The following is a 26,600-nucleotide window of genomic DNA, read 5'->3' as shown; positions in this document are numbered from 1 at the left end:
ATTCACCCCGCTTCCCGGCTCCCGTCCCGTCGGATCACCGGCGTTCAGGCGGCGTTCACGGGTCCCCGGCACGGTGTCGGGGACGGACGAACCCGTACAGGTCCACGACGCCCCGGGAGCCCTCGCATGCCCGCACCGCATCCCGCGCACCGCCCGATCGCCAGGCGCGGCCTCCTCGTCACGACGGCCGCCACCGCCCTGACGTGGGGGACCGTGAGCTTCGCCGACGCCGCAGACGCCCCGGACGGCACCACGAGAACCCGGACCGTGCGCGGTGTCCTGCCCCCCGGGTCGCCCGACTACGTCTACCTGGCGGTCGAGGTACCGCCGGGAGTCGCCGAGATCGCGGTGTCGTACGCGTACGAGAAGCCGTCCGTCCCGGCCGGAACGCAGGGCAACGCGCTCGACATCGGGATCTTCGACGAACGCGGTACGGAGCTGGGCGGGCCCGGGTTCCGGGGGTGGTCCGGCGGAGCGCGCAGCAGCTTCTTCATCCGGGCCGATACGGCGACGCCCGGTTATCTCGCGGGGCCGGTACGCGCCGGCACCTGGCACATCACCCTCGCTCCGTACACCGTCGCACCCGGGGGACTCCCGTACGAGGTGACGGTCACCCTGCGCCCGGGCCCCGCCGGGTCCACGCCGGAGCCGGTCTACCCGCCGGAGCGTGCGAAGGGGCGCGGGCGCGCCTGGTACCGCGGGGACTGCCATCTGCACTCCGTCCACTCGGACGGCAGGAGGACCCCGGCCGAGATCGCCGCCGCGGCGCGTGCGGCCGGGCTCGACTTCATCAACAGCAGCGAGCACAACACGAGCTCCGCGCACGGCGCTTGGGGCGGGCTGTGGGGCGACGACCTGCTCGTCCTCACGGGCGAGGAGGTCACCACCCGCAACGGGCACGTGCTCGCCCTCGGCACCGATCCGGGCACCTGGGTGGACTGGCGCTACCGGGCCCGGGACAACCGCTTCGGGCACTACGCCAGGGCCGTGCGCCGGGCCGGTGGTCTCGTCGTGCCCGCCCATCCGCACGCCACCTGCATCGGCTGCCACTGGAAGTTCGGCTTCGGCGAGGCGGACGCCGTGGAGGTGTGGAACGGGGCATACACGCCGGAGGACGAGATCGCCCTCGCCGAGTGGGACAACTCGCTGGTGGCCGCGGTTCGTTCGTCCCAGTCATGGGTTCCGGCGATGGGCAGCAGCGACGCCCACCGGGAGCCGGACAAGGTCGGGCTCCCGCAGACCGTCGTGCTCGCCGAGGAGCTGTCGCGCGACGCGGTTCTTGCCGGGCTCAGGACCGGGCGCTCCTACATCGCCGAGTCGTCGGCCCTCACCCTGGCCTTCGGCGCCTCGGGCGGACGCGGGCACCATGCCGGAATCGGTGAGCGGCTGCGGGTCGCGGGGGACGACACCCCCGTCACCGTACGGCTGGAGGTGACCGGAGCGCCCGGCTGCACCGCGCACTTCGTCACCGACCAGGGCACCCTGTTCACGGCCACGCTCCCGGACTCCGGCACGGGGACGGTGCAGTGGCGGACGACGCCCGCCTACGCCGCCTACGTCCGCGCCGAGGTCCGCCACCCCGTCACGGTCCCCGGTCTGCCCGGGGCCCTTGCGGCGCTCACCAATCCGGTGTTCCTGGAGAGCTGAGGGCTGGGCGCCGTCTGCCCCGTCGCGGGGCAGACGGGATTGCCGCAGCCCTCAGCGGGCCTCCGCGACAGCGGTCGTCGTACGGTCCGGGGCGGGTGGCGCAAAGCTGCGCAACCGTGCGGCGCAGCAGCGTCGTTGTACGTACGCGAGCCCCGCGACGGCCGTACCGAGCACTAGCCAGCCCGCCGGTCCGGCCGCCATCACCACCCCGGTCAGCAGCGGCGGACCGGCGGACTTCTGGATGGACTGGGACATGCCCGCCACCCCCAGGTAGGCGGCCCGCGCGTCGGGCGGTGCGAGCAGGACGGCCAGCTCCCACGAGCTCACCGAGCGCATCAGCTCCGCCAGGGTGACCAGCACCGCCGCCGCGAGCAGGACCAGCGCGGCCGTCCAGGTCCCGCAGCGGGTGGCGGCAGCCAGCAGGGCGCAGCACGCGAACATCAGGACTCCGTTGAGGGCGACCGTCCGCAGCACGCGGTGCGGGCCCTCCGCCCTGTTGGAGATGGTCAGCTGGAGCGTCACGACGAGCACGGTGTTGATGACCAGGACGGCCGGCACGAGGGCGTGCGGCGCGGAGGTGCTGCTCACCAGCCACAGCGGCAGACCGACGCCGAGGACCGAGTCGTCGAGGTTCATCGGGATGTCGAGGAGGACGAAGCGGAGATAGCCGCGGTCCCGCCACGGGCTCTTCGGCGGGGCGGACTCGCCGGGTCCGTGGGTGGAGGGCGCGGGAGCGGCACCGGGCACCTCGCGCCCGGCCGCTTCCCCGGTCACCGGGTCGCGCGCCTCGCCGGTGCGGCGCACCAGGAGGGCGGCCACGACGAAGGACAGCGCGTTGGCGAGGATCATGGCGCGGTAGGCCTCCGCGGTGCCCACAGCCAGCCCGATGGCCGCCAGTCCCGCGCCGACGCCGTAGCCGGCGTTGGCCGCGCTGCGGGACAACGCCTGGTAGGCGGCGCGGCGTTCGCCGGCCGTGCGGGTGGCGAACAGCATCTCCAGCGTCTTCGCCGACCGGTCGCCGAGATAGGTGGCCGCGATGACGGGGAGCAGGGCCGCGAATCCGGTGCACGTCAGCACCAGGATCAGGGTCACCAGCCGCAGCAGGTGACAGCCGATCAGCAGCGGGCGGACCGGGAAGCATCCGGCGAGCCGTCCGGCCAGGGGTGAACCGGCGATGCCCGCCACCCCGGCCGCCCCCAGCAGCACACCGATCTGCTGCGGGCTCAGGTGGGTGACGAAGGTGAGGTAGAGGACCGAGGAGGCGGCCCACAGGCCGGACCCGGTGCGGTCGACGGCCAGGGCGAGCAGCATGATCCGGGCATCCCGGCCACCGGGCGGATTCCGCAACTGGGCCAACAGCCCCTGACCGCCGTCGCGCTGGGCCTTGCCCAGGCTTCCGCTTCCCGCCGTGCGGCGCACCGCTCACCCCCGGTTATCTCGGCATCAAGAGACATGCAGACCCGGGGAAGCCTGCCGGGAGTTATTCTCGATGCCAAGATACTTGATGGCGAGATACTTGCCCGCCCTCCGCATCCAGAAGGTCAAGGGAACGAATCGGCGATCCGGCCCCTCTGTGGGGTGACGCAACACGTCACCGCCGTCCACAGCCCCGCAGAGGAGCCCCCGTGATACCCGACCGCCTGTTGCCGACCCGCCGCGCCGCGGCCATCGCCGTCGCCGGCGTGCTCACCGCCGACGGACTGCTGCACGTCCTCTGGTCCACGGGCAGCACCTGGCCCGCCGAGGACGCCGCCTCCCTCTCGTACGCCGTGCTCGGCATCGACGCCCCGTTCACACCACCGGTCGTCCTCCCGCTGGCCGCCGCACTGTTCGGCGGCGCAGCCCTGGTCAACGCCCGCGCCCGACTGGGCCGTGCCCACCGGCTGGGCGGACTGCTCCAGGCCGGGACCCTCGCGGTCGCCTGCGGCACCGCGCTGCGCGGGGTGGCCGGGCTCGGCTGGGCGATGGGGCTGCGCACGGGGCTGGACGCCGGAGCCGGATCCTCGTTCCATCTGCTCAACCGGTCCCTGTACACGCCCCTTTGCCTGCTGCTCGCGGCCGCCGCACTCCGGGTGGCGGCCAGGGAGGACCTCTCCGCCCGTGCCCGATGACCACGCCCGCGCGATACGCCTGGTGGTGGCCGCCCAGCGCGGAGACACCCTCGCGATGAACGAACTGCTGGACGTCCTCACCCCGTACGCGAGCCGCATCTGCACCCCCATCGCACTGGCCGACGGACCGGACGCCGTCCAGGAGACCCTCGTCGCCGTCTTCCGTGGCCTGCGCACCCTCAAGGAACCGCCGGCCCTGTACGGCTGGGTGCGGTCCATCGCCTGCCGGGAGGCGGTCCGGGTCGCCCGGCGCACCGCCAGGTCCGTGCCCGTCGACCTCACCACGCTGCCCCAGCGCGGCGATCCACAACTCGGCACCGACATCGGTGACGTGCTGGCCCGGCTCTCCCCCGAACACCGGGCCGTGCTGGTCCTGCGCGACGTCGAGGGCCTGGACGAACAGACCGCCGCCGCCCTGCTCGACCTGCGGGTGGGCACCGTCAAGTCCCGCCTGCACCGGGCGCGGGACTCCTTCCGGAAGGCATGGACGTCATGACCGACACCCCCCTCCCCCCGTGGCCCGCAGCCGCACCGCTGGACCCCGTGCGACGGCTGCGCGCGCTCGCGGCCGGGGTGCGCGGCGCCCGGGTCACCACCCGCGAGATCCCCGTACCGTGCGCAGCCGTGGAGCCACTGCTCGCCGACATCGACGGGGAACTCGCCTTCCTCGTACCGGACATGCGGCACCTCAGGCTGACCCGCGCCGAGGGCGACCGGGTCGAGGCGGTGGCCCGCAGCCGGTTCGGAATGCACGCCCGTTTCCGCGGGGTGCGTCGTCCCGGCTGGCTCTGGCTGCAGAGCCGCTTCGTCCTGATCGGCATCGCGGCCGCTCCGTCCGACACCACCCCCGGCCACACCGTGGTCGCCTTCACCGGTGGGGTCCGTGTGCCGGGGCGGGCGGCCCTGGTCCCGGTCGGCGTGGGCCGGGCGGGCCGCAAGGTACTGGGCAGACTGGACGCCCGCCTCGGGGCGCCGGGGTGAGGCCCCTCAGCCCGGCCAGACGATCGCCTGGAGTTCGCTGTACGCGTGCAGCGCGTACGAGCCGACATCGCGCCCGACACCGCTCCGCTTGAAGCCGCCGAACGGGGCCTCCATGTTGCGGCCGATGGTGTTCACCCCGACCCCGCCCGCGCGCAGCCGGCGCGCGACGCGGAAGGCGCGGGCCACGTCGCCGGACCAGACGTAGTCGATCAGTCCGTAGTCGCTGTCGTTGGCCAGCGCGATGCCCTCCTCCTCGTCGTCGAAGGGAACGACCACCACGACCGGACCGAAGATCTCCTCCCGCACCACGCGCATGTCGTTGGTGCAGTCGGCCAGCAGCGTCGGCGCGACGTAGAAGCCGCGGCCGGTCGGCTCCGGGCGTTCGCCGCCCGTGACGACCCGGGCGCCCTCCTTGCGGCCCAGCTCCACGTACGACTCGATGCGGTCCCGGTGCGCCGCCGAGATGACCGGGCCGACGACCGTCCCCTTCGCCTTCGGGTCGCCGACCGGCAGATACCCGGCGTACGCGGTGAGCTTCCCGATCAGCGCGTCGTGGACGCCCCGCTGGACCAGGACGCGGGTCGGAGCCGTACAGATCTGACCGCTGTAGAAGGAGAACGTCGTCCCGATGCCCGCGACCGCCGAGTCCAGGTCGGCGTCGTCGAGCACCACAGCGGCGCCCTTCCCGCCCAGCTCCATCAGCTGCCGCTTCATGCTCCGGCCGCAGACCTCCGCGATGCGCTGCCCGACCGAGGTGGAGCCGGTGAAGCTGACCATGTCGACGTCGGGCGAGTCCACGGCCGCCTCGCCCGCGTCCGGGCCCGAGCCGCTCACCACGTTGACGACGCCCGCCGGCACGCCCGCCTCAGCGAGCGCCTCGGCCATCCGGTAGACGGAGAGCGGGTCCTGCGGGGCGGGCTTCACGAGGACCGTGTTGCCCATCGCGAGCGCCGGGGCGATCTTGCCGGCCGGGTTGGCCCAGGGATTGTTGTACGAGGTGATGCAGGTGACGACGCCGACCGGCTGGCGCACGGCGAGCGCCCCGAAGATCCCGGCCCGGCCCATCGGCCCGGCCTCGTTGATCTGCGGCGGGACCGCCTCCTCGGCCGGTTCCAGCGCCCCCTTCGCGTACCGCCGGAAGCGGGCCGCGCCCACGGCGACCTGCATCCCGCGGGCCGTACCGGTGGTGGCGCCGCTCTCCGCCTGCGCGAGCTCCGCGTTCGCCGTGAAGTCGCGTTGCATCAGGTCCGCGGCACGGTCCAGGATCGCTGCGCGTTCCTCGGGGCGGGTGCGGGACCACGGCCCGAAGGCTTCGCGGGCAGCGGCGGCCGCCTCGTACACCTGGGCGCGGCTCGCCTCGGGGGCGAGGCCCACGACGTCCTCGGTGGCCGGGTCGATCACCTCGTAGTGGCCGTCGGCGGGCTCGGTCCACTCGCCGCCGATGAAGAGGCGCTGGGGTGACGTGGTCACAGTGTGCTCACCGTCCGGGTGTCGCGGCCGGAACGGAGCACCGTCCCGGGGACCGCACCGGTCACCTTGTCGTCGCGCAGGGTCTCCACCCCGTTGACCCGGACCGACACGATGCCCAGCGCCTTGGAGTCCAGCCGGGGGCTGTCACCCGGCAGGTCGTGGACGAGGATCGCGGGGCCCGCTTCGATGCGTTCGGGATCGAAGAGCACGAGGTCGGCGTGGAAGCCCTCCTCGACACGGCCGCGCTCGCGCAGACCGAACAGCCGGGCCGGGTCGTCGGTCAGCATCTTGACGGCCCGTTCCAGCGGCATGAGTTTGCGGCCGCGCAGACAGTCGCCGAGGAAGCGGGTCGTGTACGGGGCGCCGCACATCCGGTCCAGGTGCGCGCCCGCGTCGGAGCCGCCGAGCATCACGTCGTCGTGCTCCCAGGTGCGCTGCCGCAGTGCCCAGGAGTCGGGGTCGTTGTCCGTGGGCATCGGCCACAGGACCGTACGCAGCTCGTCGGCCGCGCAGATCTCCACGAGGCAGTGGAAGGCGTCCTGGCCGCGCTCGGCCGCGATGTCCTTCACGACCCGCCCGCTGAGGCCCTCGTTCGCCGCACTGTAGGTGTCGCCGATGACGTACCGGCCGAAGTTCGCGAGACGGCGGAAGACGCCGGCCTCCTTGCTGTCGGCGCGGCGCAGCATCTCGGCCCGGGTGTCCGCGTCCCGAAGCCGCTCGATGCGCTCGGGTACGGGGAGGGCGAGGATGTCGCCCCAGCCCGGGATCAGGTTGAGGGCGCAGAACGTGCCGAGCGACATGTTCATCGGGGTGAGGATCGGCATCGTCAGCGCGACGATCCGGCCGCCCGCGCGGCGGGCGCGTTCACTGGGGACCAGCTGGCGCGGGACGCGTTCGGGAACGGAGGCGTCGATGGTCAGCACGTTCCAGTTGAGCGGGCGCCCGGCTGCGGCCGTCATGTCGACGAGGAGGTCGATCTCCTCGTCCGAGAACTGGTCGAGGCAGCCGGCGACGATGGCCTCCAACTGCGTGCCCTCGTGCTCGCCGACGGCCCGGGAGAGCGCGAGGAGTTCTTCGGGGAGCGCGTGCCGGGAGGCGACGGGCTGCCCGTCGCCGTCGGAGTGGGTGGAGGACTGCGTGGTGGACAGGCCCCACGCCCCGGCGTCCATCGCGTCGTGGAACAGCGCCAGCATGGCGTCGAGTTGGGCGGGTGTGGGCTGTCCGCCCGCCGCCTCGGCTCCCATCACGTGGCGGCGGAGGGCGCAGTGCCCGACCATGAATCCGGCGTTCACGGCGATCCGCCCGTCGAGCGCGTCGAGGTACTCGCGGAAGCTGGACCAGCTCCAGTCGACGCCCTCCTCCAGGGCCTTGAGCGCCATGCCCTCGACCCGCGACATCATGCGCCGGGTGTAATCGGCGTCCTCCGGCCGGTCCGGATGGAGCGGGGCGAGGGTGAACCCGCAGTTGCCGCCGGCGACGGTGGTGACGCCGTGGTTCATCGACGGGGTGGCGTACGGGTCCCAGAAGAGCTGCGCGTCGTAATGGGTGTGCGGGTCGACGAAGCCGGGCGCGAGGACGAGGCCGGTGGCGTCCTCGGAGGTCGCGGCCTCCTCGGCGACGGTGCCGGGCTCCGCGATGACGGCGATGCGGCCGGACCGGATGCCGACGTCCGCGGGGTAGGAGGGCCCGCCGCTGCCGTCCACGACGGTCGCTCCGCGGATGAGGTGGTCGAGCATGACGGGTCCCTTTCTCCGTGGCGGTCTGTTGCGCCGGGGTGCGTACGGCCGCGGTACGCACCCCGGCTCGCGGAGCGGCGGTCCGGGAAGACGCCGCCCGTGTGTGGGTGAGCTTCAAGCCCCGCCGGGCAAGATCAAGCCCCTCCGGCGATTGAGGAGCGGGGGTACGGGGGCAGCGCCCCCGAAAACCCGCACCCCCGGGCCGGCTACGCCGCGTCGCGGAACCGCGTCGTCCGGTGCACCGGGTCCGTGTCGATCTTCGGGATCACGTGCTCACCGATCAGCTTGATCGAGTTCATCGTGTCCTCGGGGCTGATCCCGATCGGCAGCCCGAAGCTCAGCTGATCCGCCCCCGCCTGCTCCCAGCGCCGGCACTGCCCCAGCACCTCGTCCGGGTCACCGCAGATCATCAGCTCCTCGGCGATCAGGAGCTCGATGATCTCCTCGGAGTACTCCGGAAGCAGCTCCGGCCACTCGGGGATCCCCTCCGGCCGGGGGAAGGTGTCGTGGTAGCGGAACAGCAGCGACTGGAGGTAGTTCAGCCCGCCGCCCACCGCGATCTCGACGGCCTTCTTGTGGGTCTCGGCGCAGATCGCGGTCGAGGTCACCATCACGTTGTCATTGACGAAGTCACCGACCGGCTCGGCATCCTTGACGGCGTTCTTGTAGGACTCGACGACCCACTCCATGTCGGAGACCTTCTGCACGCTGAAGCCCAGCACCCCGAGCCCCTTCTTCCCCGCCATGGCGTACGAGGGCGGCGAGCCGGCCGCGTACCACATCGCCGGGTGCGACTTCCCGTACGGCTTGGGCAGGATCTTGCGGGGCGGCAGCGACCAGTGCTTGCCCTGGAAGCCGACGTACTCGTCCTGGAGCCACATCTTGGGAAACTCGGCGATGGTCTCTTCCCAGAGTTCCTTCGTGTGGTTCATGTCGGTGATGCCCGGCATGAACCCGAGGATCTCGTGGGTGCCCGCCCCGCGGCCGGAGCCGAACTCGAAGCGTCCCTCCGAGAGGTGGTCCATCATGGCGACCTTCTCGGCCACCTTCACCGGGTGGTTGACCGGGGCGAGCGGGTTGAAGATGCCGGATCCGAGGTGGATGCGGTCCGTGGCGTGGGCGAGATAGCCCAGGTACACATCGTTGGCCGAGAGATGCGAGTACTCCTCCAGGAAGTGGTGCTCGGAGGCCCAGGCGTACTTGAAGCCGGACTTGTCCGCCTGGATGACGTACTCGGTCTCCTCGATCAGCGCCTTGTGCTCTGCCCCGGGGTCGGCCTTGGCCCGCGCGGCGGGCACGTACCCCTGTACAAAGAGCCCGAATTCCAAGGTGGTTCACCGTCCTCAATCGTTTCTGACACATCGTCAGATTCTGATGCGTCCGACTGTTCCACCGACACTCCGACCCGTCAATAGCTGACGCTTCGTCAGCTGACCGGCTCTCGGCGCCCGCTCAGAACAGACTGACCCCCGCCAGCCATCCGCCGTCGATGACGAACGGCTGGCCGGTGATGTACGAGGAGTCGTCCGAGGTCAGGAAGAGCGCGAGCGCCGCCACCTCCTCGGGCCGGCCGATCCGCCCGAGCGGCACGAGCTTCCTGTACAGCTCGCCCACGGCCGCCGCCGTCTCCTCCGGGTCCGCGTCCGGGTCCAGCGCGGCCGGGTTGGTCATGGGAGTGTCCACTGCGCCGGGGCACATGGCGTTGACCCGGATGCCCTTCGCGGCCAGCTCCACCGCCGCCACCCTGGTCAGCCCCAGCACGGCGTGCTTGGTCGCCGCGTACGCGCCGACGAACGCCATGCCGGTGAGCCCGGTGTACGAGGAGGTGTTGACGATGGTCCCGCCACCGGCCGCCTCGATCTCCGGCGCGACGTTCCTGATCCCCAGGAAGGCCCCGACCTGATTCACCTGCACCACCTGCTGGAACTCCTCCAGCGGCGTGGTCACCAGCTCGTTGAAGCGCAGGATCCCCGCGTTGTTGACCAGCCCGTCGATCTTCCCGAAGGCACCCTTCGCGGCGGCGACCGCGGCCTGCCAGTCCGCCTCCTGGCTCACGTCCAGGTGCACGAAGAGCGCGACGCCCTCCCCCAGCTCCTTCGCGAGCGCCTCGCCCTGCTCGTCGAGCACGTCGGCGATCACCACCCGCGCACCCTCGGCGGCGAAGAGCCGCGCCTCCTGCTCACCCTGCCCGCGCGCCGCCCCGCTGATCAGCACGACCCGCCCGTCCAGCTTGCCCATGGCCTGACTCCTACCTGTCGAGTTTGTCGAGGTGAGGTGCGACTTCGGCGGCGAACGCCGCCATCTGATCGGTCAGTTCCGTCCTGCTGCGGCTGCGGAAGCGCACCTGGATCTGATGCACCCCCATCGCGCCGTACTCCCGCAGCGACTCGGCGAGGACCTCGGGCTTCCCGCTGAGCGTGCGCCGCCCCACGGACCAGCCCGGCTCCCCCACGTACAGGGGCTCGGTGATGGCCCCGACGACGATCGGCTGGGCGACGCCCGCCTCCTCGCGGAGCGCGTGCAGCCGGCCGATCTGCGCGGGCAGCTTCTCCCGCGGGTCCCCCTGCGGCAGCCAGCCGTCCCCGCGCACGGCCGCCCGGCGCACCGCAGCGGGCGACGACCCGCCCACCCAGACCGGCACCCGCACCTGGGCGGGCCGGGGCAGCTGCCCGAGCCCGCTGAAGGCGAACCGCTCCCCGGCGAACTCCGGGTACTCCTCGGGCCCGAGCGCGGCCTTGAGCGCGTCGATGCTCTCGTCGAGCACGCCGCCCCGCCCGTCGAAGTCCGCCCCCAGCGCGTCGAACTCGTCCCGCACATGCCCGGCCCCCACCCCGAGGATCAGCCGTCCGCCGCTGAGGTGGTCGAGAGTGGCGTACTGCTTGGCCGTGGCCAGCGGATGCCGCAGCCCGACGACGGCGACATGGCTCATGAGCAGCACGCGCTCGGTGATCCCCGCGAGGAAGGCAAGGGTGGCCACGGGGTCGTACCAGACGGTGCTCATCGCCCCCGCGAGCCTGCGGGGGATCGCGACGTGGTCACAGCTCGCCAGGTAGCCGAACCCTGCGCGGTCGGCGGTACGGGCGATCTCGGCGAGGTCGGCCGGGGTGGCCCCGGCCTCCCACGGCTCTGCGTAGATGGCGCTCTGCGACTGGATCGGGAGCTGCATCCCGTACGACAGCGGTCCGGCGGGCAGTATCGGCACCGAACGGCCTCCTTCCCCTGGGGGACCCTGACCGACCTGACGGCCCGTCACTTCACAAGCGGGGCCATCGTCGTACCTGACGCCTCATCAGGCAAGGGGTGCCAGGGGCCTGGTTGTAACGCTTGGTCCGGGTCCCCTGCGGGGTGCGGGTGCCTGCGGGGTGCGGGTTCCCTGCGGGGTGCGCCGTTGTCCGGGGTCCGGGGTGCGGGTTGCTCCGCGGGGTGCGCCCCATCCGGGGCGCGGGGTTCCGTCCTCAATCGCCGGACGGGCTTGAGTGCGGGTGCGGGTTGCTCCGTGGTGCGCCGTCACCGTGGGTGGGGGTGGTGCCCCTCCGGGCAGACTCCTCAAAAATGGCGTGTGCACCCGGTCACGCGGAGGACCCGGGTCGTACGCCATTTCTTGCGGGGACTGCCCTGCACGGCCCCACCCTGCATCACTCGCGAGTGCACACCAGCCGTACGACTGCCGCAGACGCAGGGCGGCCGGGTCCGGGGCCGTGCAGGGGAGTCCCCGCAGAACGACGAACATCGACCCGGGTCCGCTGCGTACCGGCCGAACGTTCGTCGTCTGAGGAGACGCCCCGGAGGGGCCACGGACCCCCACCACCAGGCCAAAGCGCCCCTACGGGGCACCCGCACCACACCAAGCCCGTCCGGCGATTGAGGACGGAACCCCCCGCCCCGGGACCCCGGAACCCCGCGCGCCCGCCCGGCCGAGGGCCCCGCCCCGCACGGGCACCCGCCCGTCCGGCGATTGAGGACGGAACCCCGCACCACGGAACCCCGCACCACGGAACCCCGCACCCGAGGACCCGGGCAAGGGCCAAGGGCCCCACCCCCCCACCCCCCGCTCCCTACTTCCCGTACAACTCCTCGATCTCCGCCTCGAAGTCCCGCGCGATCGCGTCCCGCTTCAGCTTCAGGGACGGCGTCAGATGGCCGCCCTCCTCGGTGAAGTCCACGGTCAGCACGGTGAACTTGCGGATCGACTCGGCCCGCGAGACGAGGCGGTTGGCCTCGTCCACCGCGCGCTGGAGCGCCGCGCGCAGGTCCTCGTCGTGGACGAGTTCGCGCATCGGGACGTCCTGCTTCTTCTTCATCTGCCGCCAGTGGGACAGGCCGTCCGGCTCCAGGGTGATCAGGGCGGTGACGAAGGAACGGTTGTCGCCGACCACCATGCACTGGCTGACCAGCGGGTGGGCGCGCAGCCAGTCCTCCAGGGGGGCGGGGATGACGTTCTTGCCGCCCGAGGTGATGATGATGTCCTTCTTGCGGCCGGTGATCGTGAGGTAGCCGTCCTCGTCGAGCGCGCCCAGGTCGCCGGTGGCGAACCAGCCGCCGTCCAGAGCCGGGACGGCCTCGCCGCGTTCGGTGTCCCAGTAGCCCTGGAAGACCTGGCCGCCGCTGAGCAGCACCTCGCCGTCCTCGGCGATGCGTACGGCGGTGCCGGGCATCGGCCAGCCGACCGTGCCCAGGCGCGGCTTGAGGGGCGGAGTGACGGTGGCGGCGGCGGTGGTCTCCGTCAGGCCGTAGCCCTCGAAGATCTCGATGCCGGCGCCCGCGTAGAAGGCGGCCAGCCGGTGGCCCAGGGGGGAGCCGCCGCAGATCGCGTAGCGGACGTGACCGCCGAGCGCGGCCCGGATGCGGCGGTAGACCAGCGGGTCGTACAGGGCGCGGGCGGCCCGCAGGCCGAGGCCCGGGCCGGGGCCCGTGCCGTGTTCCGCCGCCTCGACGGCCTGGCCGTAGCGCTGGGCGATCCGTGCGGCCCGGTCGAAGGACGAGGCGCGGCCCATCTTCTCGGCGGTGGCCCGGCCGGTGTTGTAGACCTTCTCCAGTACGTACGGGATCGCCAGCAGGAACGACGGCTTGAAGCCGGCCAGGTCGGCGAGCAGGTCCTCGGTCCGGATGGACGGCGCGTGGCCGAGGCGGACCCGGGCGCGCAGACAGCCGATCGCGACCATCCGGCCGAAGACGTGCGACAGCGGCAGGAACAGCAGCGTGGACGCGGGGTACTTGCTGACGGACTTGAAGACCGGGTGCAGCAGTTCGATGGCGTTGTCGACCTCGGCGAAGAAGTTGCCGTGCGTCAGGACGCAGCCCTTGGGACGGCCGGTCGTGCCCGAGGTGTAGATGAGGGTGGCCGGGGTCTCCGGTTCCAGGCCGGCGCGGCGGGCGGCGACGACATCGTCCGGGACGTCCTTGCCGAGCTTCTTCAGCCGCCCCAGTGCGCCCGTGTCGAACTGCCAGAGGTGCGTGAGGTCGCCGAGCTGTTTGCGTTCCTGGCTGATGACGCGGCCCTGCTCGGCCGTCTCGACGGCACAGGCGACCGCGCCTGAGTCCTGGAGTATCCAGCGGGCCTGGAAGGCGGACGAGGTCGGGTAGATGGGGACGGTGACCAGGCCGGCGGCCCAGGAGGCGAAGTCGAGCAGCGTCCACTCGTAGGTCGTACGCGCCATGATCGCGATGCGGTCGCCGCTCCGCAGGCCCTCCGCGATCAGGCCCTTGGCGACGGCGAGAACCTCGGCTGCGAAGTCGGCAGCGGTCACGTCCTGCCAGGTGCCGTCCGGCTCCTTGCGGCTGAGTACGGCGTCCGACGGCGCCTCGCGGGCGTTGTCGAACGGGATCTCGGCGAGCGAGCCACGGCGCACCGGCCGGGCGAACGCCGGGACGGACACCTGCTGGACGCTGCCGTCGGCGGCTCTGACCTTCGTCGGCTCGACCAGGACGGGGGTGGAGGGTGTGGGGGAAGGGGCGGGTGGCGTGGGCACGTGCGGCTCCTCAGCATCGGGTCGGGCGGTTCACCTGCTCCGCCCGGCGGCAGGCCCGGGGGGCCTCGTCCAACGGTGCGTAACTGTCCTGCGGCTCAGACGCGTTCGAGGATCGCCGTGACCCCCTGGCCGCCCGCCGCGCAGATGGAGATCAGCCCGCGGCCCGGGGCGTCGCGTTCCGCGAGGAGCTTGGCCAGCGTCGCGACGATCCTTGCGCCCGTCGCCGCGAAGGGGTGCCCCGTGGCGAGGGAGGACCCCGTCACGTTGAGCCTGTCCCGGTCGACCGGCGCCAGCCCCTGCTTCTCCCAGGCGGCGAGCGTGGCGAGCACCTGGGAGGCGAAGGCCTCGTGGACCTCGAAGAGGTCGAAGTCCTCGACGCCGAGCCCGGCCCGCTCCAGCATCCGCGGCACGGCGTACGCGGGTGCCATGAGCAGCCCGTCCTCACCACCCACGTAGTCGACCGCGGCCATCTCGTACAGGGAGAGGTGGGCCAGCGGTTCCAGGCCGTGCCGCTCGGCCCACTCGTCGCTCGCCAGCAGTACGGTCGCGGCGCCGTCCGTGAGCGGGGTGGAGTTGCCCGCGGTCATCGTCGCGTCCGGGTGGTCCGCGCCGAACACCGGCTTCAGGGTGGCGAGTTTCTCCACGGTCGAGCCCGGACGCAGGTTCTGGTCGCGGTCCAGGCCGAGGTACGGGACGACGAGGTCGTCCAGGAAGCCCCGGTCGTACGCGGCGGCGAGCCGCTGGTGGCTGGTGGCGGCGAGGAGGTCCTGCTCCGCGCGGCCGATCTCCCACTGCCGGGCGGTGACCGCCGCGTGCTCGCCCATCGAGAGGCCGGTGCGGGGTTCGGCGTTGCGCGGGATGTCCGGGACGAGGTGCCGGGGGCGTACCCCCGCGAGGGCCTTGACCCTGCCGCCCGTCGACTTCGCGCGCCGGGCCGACAACAGCAGTCGGCGCAGTTCGTCGTTGACGCCGAGGGGAGCGTCGCTCGTGGTGTCCGTGCCGCCCGCGATCGCGGAGTCGATCGCCCCGAGCATGATCTTGTTGGCGGCGGCGATCACGGCCTGGAGGCCGGTTCCGCACGCCTGCTGGATGTCGTACGCGGGGGTGCGCGGGTCGAGGCGCGAGCCGAGCACGGTCTCCCGGGCCAGGTTGAAGTCCCGGCTGTGTTTGAGGACCGCGCCCGCGGCGAACTCGCCGACCCGCTGTCCCTGGAGACCGAACCGCTCGACCAGTCCGTCCAGCGCGGCGGTGAGCATCTGCTGGTTGGAGGCCTGCGCGTACGGCCCGTCGGAGCGCGCGAACGGGATGCGGCTGCCGCCGATGACCGCGACCCTGCGGGGCTGCGGGAGTGCGAGGGGGATCAACTCGACCAACTCATCTCGACCAACTCCTGACTCTTGAGTAACCTTACTCCAGAGTAAATCTACGACCGAGCAGGGAGTCAGGACAATGGCCGACCGCTATCTGCACCTCACCGGCACAGCAACCGGCCGATTCGTGACCCGGAGACTCGGCCTGCCCCAGCCCGCCCGGCTGCGCCGCTGGACGCTGGAGACGCCGACGCTGCCCGGCCCGGTCATCCAACTCACGGCCGGGGACTCGACCGTCACGGACGAACTCGCCGCCGTCCTCGCCGTATGCGGCCCGGAGGTCGTGGCCCGCGCCGACCGGCCGGCCGGAATCGTCCTGGACGCCACGGCCGTCGGCACTGCAGCCGGGCTCGGAGCGGTACACGCCGCGCTGCACCCCGTCGTCCGCTCGCTGGCGACGGGCGGCCGCATCGTCGTCCTCGGCACGCCCCCGTCCCCGGACGACCACCACCAGGCCGCCGCCCAGCAGGCGCTCGAAGGGTTCGTACGCTCACTGGGCAAGGAGATCGGCAAGGGCGCCACGGTACAGCTGGTGCGCATCACACCCGGCGCGGTCGCCGGGGCCGAGTCCACCCTGCGCTTCCTGCTCTCGCCCCGGTCCGCGTACATCAGCGGCCAGGTCATCGAGGTGACCGACACCGCTCCCGACCCGGTCGCCGACTGGGCCGCCCCGCTCACCGGCCGCACCGCACTGGTCACCGGGGCCGCCCGCGGTATCGGCGCCTCGGTCGCCTCCGTGCTGGCCCGGGACGGCGCCCACGTCATCTGCCTGGACGTCCCGCAGGCCCAGGAGGACCTGGTCCGCACCGCCGACCGGCTCGGCGCCACCGCCCTGCCGCTGGACATCACCGCGGACGACGCCGCCGAACGGATCGCCGCAGCGGCCCCCGACGGCCTCGACATCCTCGTCCACAACGCCGGCATCACCCGCGACCGTCGCCTCGCCAACATGCCCGCCGACCGCTGGGCCTCGGTCATCGACGTCAACCTCGACAGCGTCCTGCGCACCACCGACGCCCTGCTGAAGGCCGGCACCGTCAACCGCAGGGGCCGGATCGTCGCGACCGCCTCCATCGCCGGCATCGCCGGGAACAACGGCCAGACGAACTACGCGGCCAGCAAGGCGGGCATCATCGGCCTGGTCCGCTCACTCGCCCCGCGGGCCGCAGCCGACCACGGGGTCACGGTCAACGCGGTGGCCCCCGGTTTCATCGAGACCAAGATGACCGCCGCCGTTCCGCTGTTCATCCGGGAGGCGGGCCGCCGGATGAACTCCCTCTCGCAGGGAGGCCTCCCGGTCGACGTCGCCGAGACGACCGCCTGGTTCGCCCAGCCCGCCTCCAGCGCCGTCAACGGCCAGATCGTCCGGGTCTGCGGCCAGAGCCTGCTGGGAGCGTGAGCGGATGCCCAGCCTGCTCCTCTCCCTGGCACGCGGCGCCCTCACCTCCCCGTTCAAGCGGGCGGGAAGGCCGGGCGCCACGCTCCCGGCCGGCCGGCCGCACCTGCCGGCCGCACCGGCCGCACCCGGCCCCCTGGCCGCGTACCGCAGGATCTGCGGATTTTCCGAGTCGGGCGCCCTTCCGGTCACCTATCCACACGTCCTGGCCTTCCCGCTCGCCATGCGGCTGATGACCGGACGCCGCTTCCCCCTGCCGGTCACCGGACTCGTCCACACCTGGATCGAGATCACCGCACACCGGAGTCTGCGGCCCACCGACGCCCTGGAACTCACGGTGTACGCGGAGGCACTGACCCCGCACCGACGCGGCACCGAGGTCACCATGGTCACGGAGGCGAGGCTGGCCGGCGAACTGGTCTGGGAGTCCCGCAGCGGCTATCTCTCCCGCCACGCGACGGGTACGGGTACGGCCCCGGCTCCCGCCGCTCCCGGCCCGCCGCTCCCCGCCGTCACCGAGTGGCGACTGCCCGCCGACCTCGGACGCCGTTACGGAGCCGCGTCGGGCGACCGCAATCCGATCCACCTGTACCCGCTGACCGCCCGGCTGTTCGGGTTCCCCCGCGCCATCGCCCACGGCATGTGGACCGTCGCCCGCTGCCTCGCCGAAGCCCCGCAGCCGCACCTGATCCGCTCGGTCCGGGCCGACTTCAGGGCCCCCGTCCTGCTGCCCGGCACCGTCACCTACGCCTCGGACGGCGACACCTTCGGACTACGCGGCGACGGCGGCCGCGTCCACCTCACCGGGACGACGGCGCGGACTGCCCCGGAGGCTGCCAGGGACGGCCGTTCATAAGGTTCTCCAGACCCGCCCAGGAGAAGTTCATCAAGGTGGCCGCGGCCTCCTTCGCCGAGACGCCCGGAGTCTCGTTCGCCCAGCCGGCGAGCGACTCCGCCGCACCCACCAACGCCTGCGCCAGCCCCGCCACGTCCCGGTCCGCGAGCGCCGGATCGTGGTGCACCTCGCGCGCGGCGGCCCCGATCAGACCCGTCACGAACGCAACGATCTCCTCGCGCATCACGTTCACCTCACCGGCGAACGGCTCCCCGTGCGTCCGCGCCTGGCGGTACAACACCGCCCAGCCGTCCGGGTTCTCCGCGGTGTGCGTGAAGAACGCCCGCAGTCCCGCCCACAGTTGCCGGTCCGCCGGCTGCCCGGGCTCCACCCCCGCCTGCACCGCTTCGACCAGGGCTTTCGCCTCGCGCCCGATGCACGCGGAGAAGAGTTCGTCCTTGGAATTCAGGTAGAGGTAGACCAACGGCTTGGACACCCCGGCCAGCTCGGCGATCTCGTCCATCGAGGCGGCACGGAATCCACGCTGCCCGAAGATCTGCACCGCGGCATCCATCATCTGCTGCTCACGCACCGCGCGCGGCATCCGTTTGCTCTTCACCGCACCCACGTCGACTCCTCCCGCCCCCGATGCCCTACTCCTCGGTAAGCGTACGGCGCGGGGCCCCTCCCCGTCGTACGGAGCGGGGTTCGCCCGGCCCGTACGGCCGGAAGTCGTCACCTTCGCCCACATGTGAAAGCGCCCCCGGTCCGCTGTGGACCGGGGGCGCTCCCGACAATCGTGCGTGACCGCCTACGCGGCGACCGGCACTCGCTCCGGCTCGGTCGCCGGCACCTCGTCGCCGACCGGGGAGGCCGAGGCCGAGTTGTACGCGTCGTGGTCGAGGATCTTCTCGCGGGCCGAGACGATCACCGGGACGAGCGCCTGCCCTGCGACGTTCGTCGCCGTCCTCATCATGTCCAGGATCGGGTCGATGGCCATCAGCAGACCGACACCCTCCAGCGGGAGGCCCAGCGTCGACAGGGTGAGGGTCAGCATGACCGTGGCACCGGTCAGACCGGCGGTCGCCGCCGAACCGATCACCGAGACGAACGCGATGAGGATGTAGTCACCGACACCCAGCTGCACGTCGAAGATCTGCGCGATGAAGATCGCGGCGAGCGCCGGGTAGATCGCGGCGCAGCCGTCCATCTTGGTCGTCGCGCCGAACGGGACGGCGAAGGAGGCGTACTCCTTCGGGACGCCGAGGCGCTCGGTGACCTTCTGGGTGACCGGCATCGTGCCGACCGAGGAGCGGGAGACGAAGGCCAGCTGGATCGCGGGCCAGGCGCCCTTGAAGAACTGGAGCGGGCTGACCTTGGCGACGGTGGCGAGCAGCAGCGGGTAGACGCCGAACATCACCAGGGCGCAGCCGATGTAGACGTCGGCGGTGAACGTCGCGTACTTGCCGATCAGGTCCCAGCCGTAGTCGGCGATGGCGTAGCCGATGAGGCCGACGGTGCCGAGGGGGGCGAGGCGGATGACCCACCACAGGGCCTTCTGGAGGAGCTCCAGGACCGACTCGCTGAGGGTGAGGATCGGCTGGGCCTTCTCACCGAGCTGGAGTGCGGCGATACCGGCGACGGCGGCCATGAAGACGATCTGGAGGACGTTCAGCTCGGTGAACGGGGTGATCACGTTGTCCGGGATGATGCCGGTCAGGAAGTCGAGCCAGGAGCCGGAGTGCTCCGGGAGCTTGCCGTCCTTCGGCGTGAGGCCGGTGCCGGAGCCCGGGTTGGTGATCAGGCCGATCGCGAGGCCGATGGCGACCGCGATGAGCGAGGTGATCATGAACCAGAGCAGCGTGCGGGTGGCCAGCCTGGCGGCGTTGTTGACCTTGCGCAGGTTGGTGATCGACACCAGGATCGCGAAGAAGACGAGGGGCGCGACGGCCAGCTTCAGCAGCTGGACGAAGATGTGGCCGACCTTGTCGAGCGTGGTGTAGAGCCAGCCGATGTCCTGGCTGCGGGCCAGCCAGCCCAGGAGCACGCCGAGCACGAGGCCGGCGACGATCTGGGCCCAGAACGGGACCTTGGGTATGCGGAAACCGGAGCCGGAGGGCTCATCGGTGGTGGTGGACGCGGGGTTCGCGGACACGGACACACTCCAGATGTGACGCATCGGGACGCACGGGGACGGTGTGCGGGGGACGGGGTGCGGCGCCCGCGTCAGGGGCGGCGCCGCTGCATGATGCCGGTATCAGACGTTGCGGCAACAGACCGCGGACATACAGCGGCAGAGATCGACATGAAGGCGCTCCACGAGCGGAATGCTCGCGGCAGGTCGGAGGCGCACAGCTGTCTTCATGTCGAACACGTTAACACTTGAACTTTGAGAACCTCAAAGGTCTTCTTTGGTCTCCGGCGGCCTTCCGAAACGGCCGGCGGCCCGCGCTCCGACCCCACACCGGCCCCAGGAACGCGAAAACCCCAGTACAGGAGCGCTCGCTCCGATGCTGGGGTTTTGAAAGGAAAGGGGGCGGGTGTGAGGAAGCTTACAAATCCCTTACTCCACCCTCACCGAACCACTACTGGGCGACGCTGTCCTCGCGCGTCCGGTTCGCTTCGAGGCGGGCCTTGGCGCGGTCGACCGAGGACACGATCTGCTCGGACATCTCGTCGCGCTGCTTGCGCAGGAGTACGTAGCTGAGCGGCGCGGAGAGCACCAGCGCGAGCAGGACGACCCAGATGACGTTGGACCCTCCGGCGCCGGAGGGGATGAGCCCGAAGTTGACGGCGATCGCGGCGACGACGAGGCAGCCGACGAAGATGCTGAGACGCATCGCGGTGTACCGGATCGTTGCGCTCGGCTTGGCAGCGGACACAGCTGGCCTTCTCTCTACGTACGACAGTCCTGCCCGACCAGTGAAGCATGCCCCACAATCGGTCGGTCAGGAGGGCCGCGCCTTCCGCACGCCGCCCGGCCCGGTCCGGACGCCCCCGCGGCCCGCCGGGGCGTTCAGCCGAGCGGGAGCAGCATGATGATGTCGTCGCGGTCGTCGCCCTCGGCCACCCGGATCGCCCCGGGGACCCGTCCGACCTCCTTGTAACCGCAGGTGCCGTAGAAGCGGTCGGCTCCCGTGCCGCCGCGGCAGGTGAGCCGGATCGCCTCGATGCCGTCGATGGAGCGCGCGGCGTCCGCGGCCGCGGCCATCAGGTCACGGCCGTAACCGCGGCCCTGGTGGCGGGGGTGGACCATCACGGTGTAGAGCCAGAGCCAGTGCGTCATCAGCCGGTGCGTGTTGTGTGCCAGGAAGGCCGTGGCGGCGACGGCACCCTCCTCGTCGTAGCCGACGAGGAGCCGGGTCCGGCCCTCGGCCATGGCGACGAGGTGCTTGACCAGCTCCGGCCGCACGTCCTCGGCCGTCACGGGCGGCACGAAGCCCACCGCCCCACCCGCGTTCGACACATCGGCCCAGAGCGCGGTGATGCCGTCCCTTACGGACCGGTCGAACATGGGATCCAACTCAAATGTAAGCGCCATAGGCGCAGATTAACCATTACTGCACACACGCTCAACCACCGTCCGAAACGCGAGAAAGCTCCGGCCGGGGACGGCGGCCGGAGCTTTCGTACAGCACAGCGCGCGCGACGGGCGCGCGCCGGTTCAGACCCGCATCGGCTGCGGCGACTCACGCCGCTCCGCGTCCGGGCCCGGGTACTCACGGATGATCTCGTACCGGGTGTTGCGCTCCACCGGCCGGAAACCGGCGTCGCGGATCAGGTCCAGCAGATCCTCACGGCCGAGCTTGTTCGGTGTGCCGTAGTTGTCCGCGTCGTGCGTGATCTTGTACTCGACGACCGAGCCGTCCATGTCGTCGGCGCCGTGCTGGAGCGCCAGCTGGGCGGTCTGCACGCCGTGCATCACCCAGAAGACCTTGACGTGCGGAACGTTGTCGAACAGCAGCCGGGAGACCGCGAAGGTCTTCAGCGCCTCGGCGCCGGTCGCCATCGTCGTCCGCGCCTGGAGCTTGTTGCGGACCTTGCCGTCCTTCATGTCGACGAAGTCGTGCTGGTAGCGCAGCGGGATGAAGACCTGGAAGCCGCCGGTCTCGTCCTGCAGCTCACGCAGCCGCAGCACGTGGTCGACGCGGTGACGGGGCTCCTCGATGTGCCCGTAGAGCATCGTCGCCGGGGTCTTGAGACCCTTCTCGTGCGCGAGCCGGTGGATGCGCGACCAGTCCTCCCAGTGGGTGGCGTGGTCGACGATGTGCTGGCGGACCTCCCAGTCGAAGATCTCCGCCCCGCCGCCGGTCAGCGACTCCAGACCCGCCTCGATGAGCTCGTCGAGGATCTCGGAGGCGGTGAGCCCGGAGATGGTCTCGAAGTGGTGGATCTCGGTGGCGGTGAACGCCTTGAGGGAGACCTCCGGCAGCGCTTCCTTGAGCGCGCTCAGCGAACGCGGGTAGTAGCGCCACGGCAGGGTGGGGTGCAGCCCGTTGACGATGTGCAGCTCGGTGAGGCTCTCGCCCTCCATCGCCTTCGCGAGGCGGACGGCCTCCTCGATGCGCATCGTGTAGGCGTCCTTCTCCCCCGGCTTGCGCTGGAAGGAGCAGTACGCACACGAGGCGGTGCACACGTTGGTCATGTTGAGGTGACGGTTGACGTTGAAGTGGACGACGTCGCCGTTCTTGCGCGTACGCACCTCATGGGCCAGCCCGCCGAGCCAGGCCAGATCGTCGGACTCGTAGAGCGCGATCCCGTCCTCGCGGGACAGCCGCTCGCCGTCCCGGACCTTCTGCTCCAGCTCGCGCTTGAGTCCCGCGTCCACTAGGGCGCCTCCCATATCTCTCCGTAACAGACTTCAGCTCACCGTACGCCTAAGGGCTGTCCCGTAATCCCCGGGGGATCAGCGCGCGGCGTCGGATGCGGTGCATCGCAGGGCGGAGGGGCGTCCGCAGACTGGATGTATTCGGACGCTCCGACAACGCGGCGAGGTGCCGTAACTGTCGTCGTGCGCCCGCCAGGGACTGCGGGACAGCCCTCAGCCCTCTTCGGGAAGGTCTCCGACCCGGTTCTCCCACTTGGTGGAGAGCACGATCGTCGTCCGCGTCCGCGAGACACCCTTGGTACCGCTGAGCCGGCGGATGGTCTTCTCCAGGCCGTCCACGTCGCCGACCCGGACCTTGAGCATGTACGAGTCGTCACCCGCGATGAACCAGGCGTCCTCGATCTCCGCGAGGTCCTTCAGCCTGCGGGCCACGTCCTCGTGGTCGGCGGCGTCCGAGAGCGAGATGCCGATCAGCGCCGTGACCCCGAGGCCGAGCGAGGCCGCGTCGACGGTGGCGCGGTAACCGGTGATGACACCGGCGGTTTCCAGCCGGTTGATGCGGTCGGTGACGCTGGGCCCGGAGAGCCCTACGAGCCGTCCCAGCTCGGCGTACGAGGCCCTGCCGTTCTCCCTGAGGGCCTGAATGAGCTGCCTGTCCACCGCGTCCATGTGACTGAAACCTTCCATTGTTCAGCAGTATCGCGAGTCTGTGTGTAGAATCTAAGGCATGCAGGCGTCAGAGCCTGCAAATCTTTCCGAACTTCCAAAAAATACTTTCGAATCTTCAGGAGTGAGAACACCGTGTACACGATCGAGATGGCCTACGCCCGGATGCGCGAGCTGCAGGACCTGGCCAACCGCTCGCGTGCCCACCAGCCCGCCGCGGCCCACCGGGTCGACAAGACCCGCAACCCGCGCACCCCCAAGAAGCGCTGACCCCGGCCGGGTCAGCCGCGAGAGCCGCCACCGAGCTCTCCCTCCCAGCGGCGGTACAGCCGGTGCGGCACCCCTGCCGCGTCCAGCACCCGCCCCGCGACGAAATCCACCAGATCCTGGATGTGCGTCGCACCCGCGTAGAACGCCGGAGAGGCGGGCAGCACGACCGCGCCCGCCTCGTCCAGGGTCACCAGATGCTTCAGCGTCTGGCCGTTCAGCGGCGTCTCGCGCACGGCGACGACCAGCTTCCGCCGCTCCTTGAGCGTCACGCTCGCGGCCCGTTGCAGCAGATCCTTCGAGAGCCCCAGCGCCACCCCGGCCGCGCACGCGGTCGACGCGGGCACGATCAGCATCCCCTTCGCCGGGTACGACCCCGAGGACGGCCCCGCGGCCAGATCGCCGGCCGCCCAGTGCCGTACGCCGGAGACGTCCACTTCGAAGGTGTGCGGCTTCCCGTCCGCCCCGCGGGCCAGCCAGGCGGACAGGTCCTCCTGCCAGTGCGCGTCGCGGAACGAGATCCCCGTCTCGTCCAGCAGGGTCAGCCGCGAGGCCCGGCTCACCACCAGGTCGACGCTCTCCCCCGCGGCCAGCAGACCGCGCAGCACGGCAGCCGCGAATGGGGTGCCCGAAGCGCCCGAAACCCCGACAATCCAAGGCTTTCGCTGCTGCTGACTCACTGAAGTCCCGGAATTCACACCCCCGAGCCTATCCGGCAGCCGGATTCACCGGCGTGTCAGGAGTTCGGGGCCGTCACGGGTACTACACCGCCAGACCCCGCACCAGCAGGTCCAGCAGCGCGCACGCGAACAGGGCGATCCCGATGAACCCGTTGACCTGGAAGAACGCCCGGTTGAGCCGCGACAGATCGTGGGGCCGCACCACTCGGTGCTCGTACACGAAGGCCACGGCGACGACCACCATGCCGATCCAGTAGAAGAGCCCCGCCCCCGTGGCCAGGCCGAACCAGACCAGCAGGCCCGTCGTCACCACGTGACAGACCCGCGCGCCCCACAGCGCAGCCGGGATGCCGAAGCGTGCCGGGACGGACAGCACCCCGTGGGCACGGTCCGCCTGCACGTCCTGACAGGCGAAGATCAGGTCGAAGCCGCCGATCCAGATGCCGACGGCCAGTCCCAGGATCACGGCGTCCCACGACCAGCTGCCCGTCACCGCCAGCCAGGCGCCGATGGGCCCCATGGCCTGGGCGATGCCCAGGATGGCGTGCGGGTAGTTCGTGAACCGCTTGCCGTACGGGTAGACGACCATCGGGATCACGGCGAGCGGCGCCAGCGCCAGGCAGAGCGGGTTCAGCAGGGCCGCCGCGCCGAGGAACGCCACGACGGCGACCAGCGCGCCGGTCCACGCCGACCTCACCGACACCGCGCCGGTCACCAGCTCGCGGGTCGCGGTGCGCGGATTGCGGGCGTCGATCTCGCGGTCGATGATGCGGTTCGCGGCCATCGCGAAGGTCCGCAGCCCGACCATGGCCACGGTGACGAGCAGCAGCGTGACCCAGTGGATCGACTCGTCGTCGACGTACATCGCGGTCAGGGCGGCGATGTACGCGAAGGGCAGCGCGAAGACCGAGTGCTCGATCATCACGAGCCGCAGGAACGCCTTGACCCTGCTGTTCGGTTGCGCGGGCCCGGAGCCCACGGTCGCTTCGGCGGCGCTCACAGTCCGTATTCCTTCCACCGGCGGTCGACCTTCGCCGCCGTCTCCGGGTCGGACTCGACCATGTCCGGCCAGCCCCCGTCCCGGGTGTAGCCCTCCTCGGGCCATTTCTTCGTCGCGTCGATGCCGGCCTTGCCGCCCCAGAACTGCTGGTAGGAGGCGTGGTCGAGGTGATCGACCGGCCCCTCGGCGACGGTGAGGTCACGCGCGTAGTCGGTGTTGCCGAGCGCCCGCCAGGACACCTCGTGCAGGTCGTGGACATCGCAGTCGGAGTCCACGACGACGATCAGCTTCGTCAGCGACATCATGTGCGCGCCCCAGATGGCGCTCATGACCTTCTGGGCGTGCTTCGGGTACTTCTTGTCGATCGAGACGATCGCGCAGTTGTGGAAGCCACCGGACTCGGGCAGGTGGTAGTCCACGATGTCCGGCACGATGATCTTGAGAAGCGGCAGGAAGAACCGCTCGGTGGCCCGCCCCAGCGGACCGTCCTCGGTCGGCGGCCGGCCGACGACGATGGACTGGATCAGCGGCCGCTTGCGCATGGTCACGCAGTCGATGGTCAGCGCGGGGAACGGTTCCTGCGGGGTGTAGAAGCCGGTGTGGTCGCCGAACGGCCCCTCGGGAAGCATCTCCCCGGGCTCCAGCCACCCCTCGATGACGACCTCGGCGTTGGCCGGGACCTGGAGCGGCACGGTCTTGCAGTCGACCATCTCGATGCGCTTGCCCTGGATGAACCCGGCGAAGAGGTACTCGTCGATGTCCCCCGGCAGCGGCGCGGTGGACGCGTAGGTGACCGCGGGCGGCGCCCCGAAGGCGATGGCGACCGGCAGCCGCTCACCGCGCTTGGCGGCGACCTGGTAGTGGTTGCGGCTGTCCTTGTGGATCTGCCAGTGCATCCCGATGGTGCGGCGGTCGTGGCGCTGGAGGCGGTAGAGCCCCAGGTTCCGGACGCCGGTCTCGGGGTGCTTGGTGTGGGTGAGCCCCAGGTTGAAGAAGGAGCCGCCGTCCTTGGGCCAGGTGAACAGCGCGGGCAGCTGGTCCAGGTCCACGTCGTCGCCGGTGAGGACGACCTCCTGGACCGGGGCGTTCTCCGACTTCACCTTCTTCGGCGGAACGTGCACCATCGTGCCGAGCTTGCCGAAGGCCTCCCGTACGCCCACGAAGCCGTGCGGCAGCTCGGGCTTGAGCAGTCCGCCGATCTTGTCGCTGATGTCGGCGTAGGACTTCAGCCCGAGCGCCTTGAGGAGGCGCTTGTCCGTTCCGAAGACGTTCATGGCCAGGGGCATCGAGGACCCCTTGACGTTCTCGAAGAGCAGCGCGGGTCCGCCGGCCTTGTTCACCCGGTCGACGATCTCACCGACCTCCAGGTAGGGGTCGACCTCGGCCTTGATGCGCTTGAGCTCGCCCTCGCGCTCCAGAGCCCGGAGGAGGGAACGAAGATCGTCGTAAGCCATGCCGTCCAGTCTGACATCCCCCCTGGCGTCGGCCGCCGGGGCTCCCCCCCGCGTCAGGCGTTCCTCTCCACGGGATGCGGGAGAGGCGTCCCCCGTCTCGCGTGCCGGCATCCCCGGCCGACGCCCCACCGGTCGCCCGGCTCCCCGCCGCCTCCGCACGCGGACCCGCTCACCGTAGGGCGCACATGAC

24 protein-coding genes are annotated in these 26,600 nt (G+C 71.2%); 7 read left to right on the top strand and 17 right to left on the bottom strand.

What is annotated here, in order from left to right:
* The first annotated feature begins 126 nt into the window (after nucleotides 1–126).
* Complete coding sequence (locus OG538_RS21145) at nucleotides 127–1,647, top strand: CehA/McbA family metallohydrolase (protein WP_406095843.1); 1,521 nt, start codon at nucleotides 127–129, stop codon at nucleotides 1,645–1,647.
* 51 nt (nucleotides 1,648–1,698) lie between these two features.
* On the opposite strand, the gene OG538_RS21140 is transcribed toward OG538_RS21145, so the two are convergent.
* Nucleotides 1,699–3,066: an MFS transporter gene (locus OG538_RS21140; protein WP_406095841.1), complete on the bottom strand. Its 1,368-nt coding sequence runs from the start codon at nucleotides 3,064–3,066 to the stop codon at nucleotides 1,699–1,701.
* 206 nt (nucleotides 3,067–3,272) lie between these two features.
* Between OG538_RS21140 and OG538_RS21135 the strand changes: the two genes are divergently transcribed.
* Genes OG538_RS21135 through OG538_RS21125 form a run of 3 tightly spaced genes read left to right on the top strand, consistent with a single transcriptional unit; the run spans nucleotide 3,273 to nucleotide 4,739 of the window.
* On the top strand, nucleotides 3,273–3,758 hold the full coding sequence (locus tag OG538_RS21135; protein ID WP_406095839.1) for a DUF3995 domain-containing protein: 486 nt from the start codon (nucleotides 3,273–3,275) through the stop codon (nucleotides 3,756–3,758).
* On the top strand, nucleotides 3,748–4,254 hold the full coding sequence (locus OG538_RS21130) for an RNA polymerase sigma factor (protein ID WP_406095837.1): 507 nt from the start codon (nucleotides 3,748–3,750) through the stop codon (nucleotides 4,252–4,254). The genes OG538_RS21135 and OG538_RS21130 overlap by 11 nt, the downstream gene beginning before the upstream one ends.
* A complete protein-coding gene (locus OG538_RS21125; protein WP_406095835.1) occupies nucleotides 4,251–4,739 on the top strand; it encodes a hypothetical protein in 489 nt (162 codons plus the stop codon). The genes OG538_RS21130 and OG538_RS21125 overlap by 4 nt, the downstream gene beginning before the upstream one ends.
* A 6-nt stretch (nucleotides 4,740–4,745) precedes the next feature.
* On the opposite strand, the gene OG538_RS21120 is transcribed toward OG538_RS21125, so the two are convergent.
* The 7 genes from OG538_RS21120 to OG538_RS21090 form a co-directional block, all read right to left on the bottom strand.
* The gene (locus OG538_RS21120; RefSeq protein ID WP_406095833.1) at nucleotides 4,746–6,209 is read right to left on the bottom strand and encodes an aldehyde dehydrogenase family protein; all 1,464 of its coding nucleotides are present in this window, start codon (nucleotides 6,207–6,209) and stop codon (nucleotides 4,746–4,748) included.
* Entirely contained in the window at nucleotides 6,206–7,945 is a 1,740-nt protein-coding gene (locus tag OG538_RS21115) for an amidohydrolase family protein (protein ID WP_406095831.1), read from the bottom strand. The genes OG538_RS21120 and OG538_RS21115 overlap by 4 nt, the downstream gene beginning before the upstream one ends.
* A gap of 206 nt (nucleotides 7,946–8,151) precedes the next feature.
* Nucleotides 8,152–9,273, bottom strand: coding sequence for an LLM class flavin-dependent oxidoreductase (locus OG538_RS21110; RefSeq protein WP_406095829.1), 1,122 nt, complete (start codon nucleotides 9,271–9,273; stop codon nucleotides 8,152–8,154).
* Nucleotides 9,274–9,397: 124 nt separating this feature from the next.
* The gene (locus OG538_RS21105) at nucleotides 9,398–10,183 is read right to left on the bottom strand and encodes an SDR family NAD(P)-dependent oxidoreductase (RefSeq protein ID WP_406095827.1); all 786 of its coding nucleotides are present in this window, start codon (nucleotides 10,181–10,183) and stop codon (nucleotides 9,398–9,400) included.
* A 10-nt stretch (nucleotides 10,184–10,193) separates the two neighbouring features.
* Nucleotides 10,194–11,147, bottom strand: coding sequence for a TIGR03619 family F420-dependent LLM class oxidoreductase (locus OG538_RS21100; protein WP_406095825.1), 954 nt, complete (start codon nucleotides 11,145–11,147; stop codon nucleotides 10,194–10,196).
* Between the two features lie 853 nt (nucleotides 11,148–12,000).
* Nucleotides 12,001–13,914 (bottom strand): AMP-dependent synthetase/ligase, encoded by a 1,914-nt coding sequence (locus tag OG538_RS21095; protein ID WP_406095823.1) that lies wholly within the window; start codon nucleotides 13,912–13,914, stop codon nucleotides 12,001–12,003.
* 95 nt (nucleotides 13,915–14,009) lie between these two features.
* Nucleotides 14,010–15,287 carry an acetyl-CoA C-acetyltransferase gene (locus OG538_RS21090; RefSeq protein WP_406095821.1) on the bottom strand — a complete coding sequence of 426 codons (1,278 nt, stop codon included), beginning with the start codon at nucleotides 15,285–15,287 and terminating at the stop codon, nucleotides 14,010–14,012.
* 76 nt (nucleotides 15,288–15,363) lie between these two features.
* On the opposite strand from OG538_RS21090, the gene OG538_RS21085 reads away from it, so the two are divergent.
* On the top strand, nucleotides 15,364–16,683 hold the full coding sequence (locus OG538_RS21085) for a 3-oxoacyl-ACP reductase (RefSeq protein ID WP_406095820.1): 1,320 nt from the start codon (nucleotides 15,364–15,366) through the stop codon (nucleotides 16,681–16,683).
* A gap of 4 nt (nucleotides 16,684–16,687) precedes the next feature.
* Nucleotides 16,688–17,536: a MaoC/PaaZ C-terminal domain-containing protein gene (locus OG538_RS21080; RefSeq protein WP_406095818.1), complete on the top strand. Its 849-nt coding sequence runs from the start codon at nucleotides 16,688–16,690 to the stop codon at nucleotides 17,534–17,536.
* On the opposite strand, the gene OG538_RS21075 is transcribed toward OG538_RS21080, so the two are convergent.
* From OG538_RS21075 to OG538_RS21050, 6 genes are all read right to left on the bottom strand, one after another.
* The gene (locus tag OG538_RS21075) at nucleotides 17,481–18,119 is read right to left on the bottom strand and encodes a TetR/AcrR family transcriptional regulator (RefSeq protein WP_406100237.1); all 639 of its coding nucleotides are present in this window, start codon (nucleotides 18,117–18,119) and stop codon (nucleotides 17,481–17,483) included. The two genes, OG538_RS21080 and OG538_RS21075, sit on opposite strands and share 56 nt — an antisense overlap.
* Nucleotides 18,120–18,326: 207 nt before the next feature.
* Nucleotides 18,327–19,670: a dicarboxylate/amino acid:cation symporter gene (locus OG538_RS21070; RefSeq protein WP_406095816.1), complete on the bottom strand. Its 1,344-nt coding sequence runs from the start codon at nucleotides 19,668–19,670 to the stop codon at nucleotides 18,327–18,329.
* 430 nt (nucleotides 19,671–20,100) lie between these two features.
* Nucleotides 20,101–20,355, bottom strand: a complete 255-nt coding sequence (locus OG538_RS21065) for a DUF4229 domain-containing protein (RefSeq protein ID WP_406100236.1) — start codon at nucleotides 20,353–20,355, stop codon at nucleotides 20,101–20,103.
* A gap of 176 nt (nucleotides 20,356–20,531) precedes the next feature.
* Entirely contained in the window at nucleotides 20,532–21,056 is a 525-nt protein-coding gene (locus OG538_RS21060) for a GNAT family N-acetyltransferase (protein WP_406095814.1), read from the bottom strand.
* A 123-nt stretch (nucleotides 21,057–21,179) separates the two neighbouring features.
* Nucleotides 21,180–22,343 carry an aminofutalosine synthase MqnE gene (mqnE, locus tag OG538_RS21055; protein ID WP_406100234.1) on the bottom strand — a complete coding sequence of 388 codons (1,164 nt, stop codon included), beginning with the start codon at nucleotides 22,341–22,343 and terminating at the stop codon, nucleotides 21,180–21,182.
* Between the two features lie 213 nt (nucleotides 22,344–22,556).
* Entirely contained in the window at nucleotides 22,557–23,012 is a 456-nt protein-coding gene (locus tag OG538_RS21050; protein ID WP_311311891.1) for an Lrp/AsnC family transcriptional regulator, read from the bottom strand.
* A gap of 132 nt (nucleotides 23,013–23,144) precedes the next feature.
* On the opposite strand from OG538_RS21050, the gene OG538_RS21045 reads away from it, so the two are divergent.
* On the top strand, nucleotides 23,145–23,279 hold the full coding sequence (locus OG538_RS21045) for a hypothetical protein (RefSeq protein WP_326736853.1): 135 nt from the start codon (nucleotides 23,145–23,147) through the stop codon (nucleotides 23,277–23,279).
* Between the two features lie 11 nt (nucleotides 23,280–23,290).
* Here OG538_RS21045 and OG538_RS21040 read toward each other — a convergent pair whose 3' ends face one another.
* From OG538_RS21040 to OG538_RS21030, 3 genes are all read right to left on the bottom strand, one after another.
* Nucleotides 23,291–23,956: a UbiX family flavin prenyltransferase gene (locus tag OG538_RS21040; RefSeq protein WP_406100233.1), complete on the bottom strand. Its 666-nt coding sequence runs from the start codon at nucleotides 23,954–23,956 to the stop codon at nucleotides 23,291–23,293.
* 82 nt (nucleotides 23,957–24,038) lie between these two features.
* Nucleotides 24,039–24,956, bottom strand: coding sequence for a menaquinone biosynthesis prenyltransferase MqnP (gene mqnP / locus OG538_RS21035; RefSeq protein WP_406095811.1), 918 nt, complete (start codon nucleotides 24,954–24,956; stop codon nucleotides 24,039–24,041).
* The gene (locus OG538_RS21030) at nucleotides 24,953–26,410 is read right to left on the bottom strand and encodes a menaquinone biosynthesis decarboxylase (RefSeq protein ID WP_406095809.1); all 1,458 of its coding nucleotides are present in this window, start codon (nucleotides 26,408–26,410) and stop codon (nucleotides 24,953–24,955) included. Before OG538_RS21030 ends, mqnP begins: the two co-directional genes overlap by 4 nt.
* Nucleotides 26,411–26,600: the final 190 nt, after the last annotated feature.

The sequence above is a fragment of the Streptomyces sp. NBC_01013 genome (assembly GCF_045162765.1).
GTDB lineage: Bacteria > Actinomycetota > Actinomycetes > Streptomycetales > Streptomycetaceae > Streptomyces.
The sequence above is the reverse complement of the archived record's forward strand: the minus strand, read 5'-3'. Positions and strand labels throughout refer to the sequence as shown.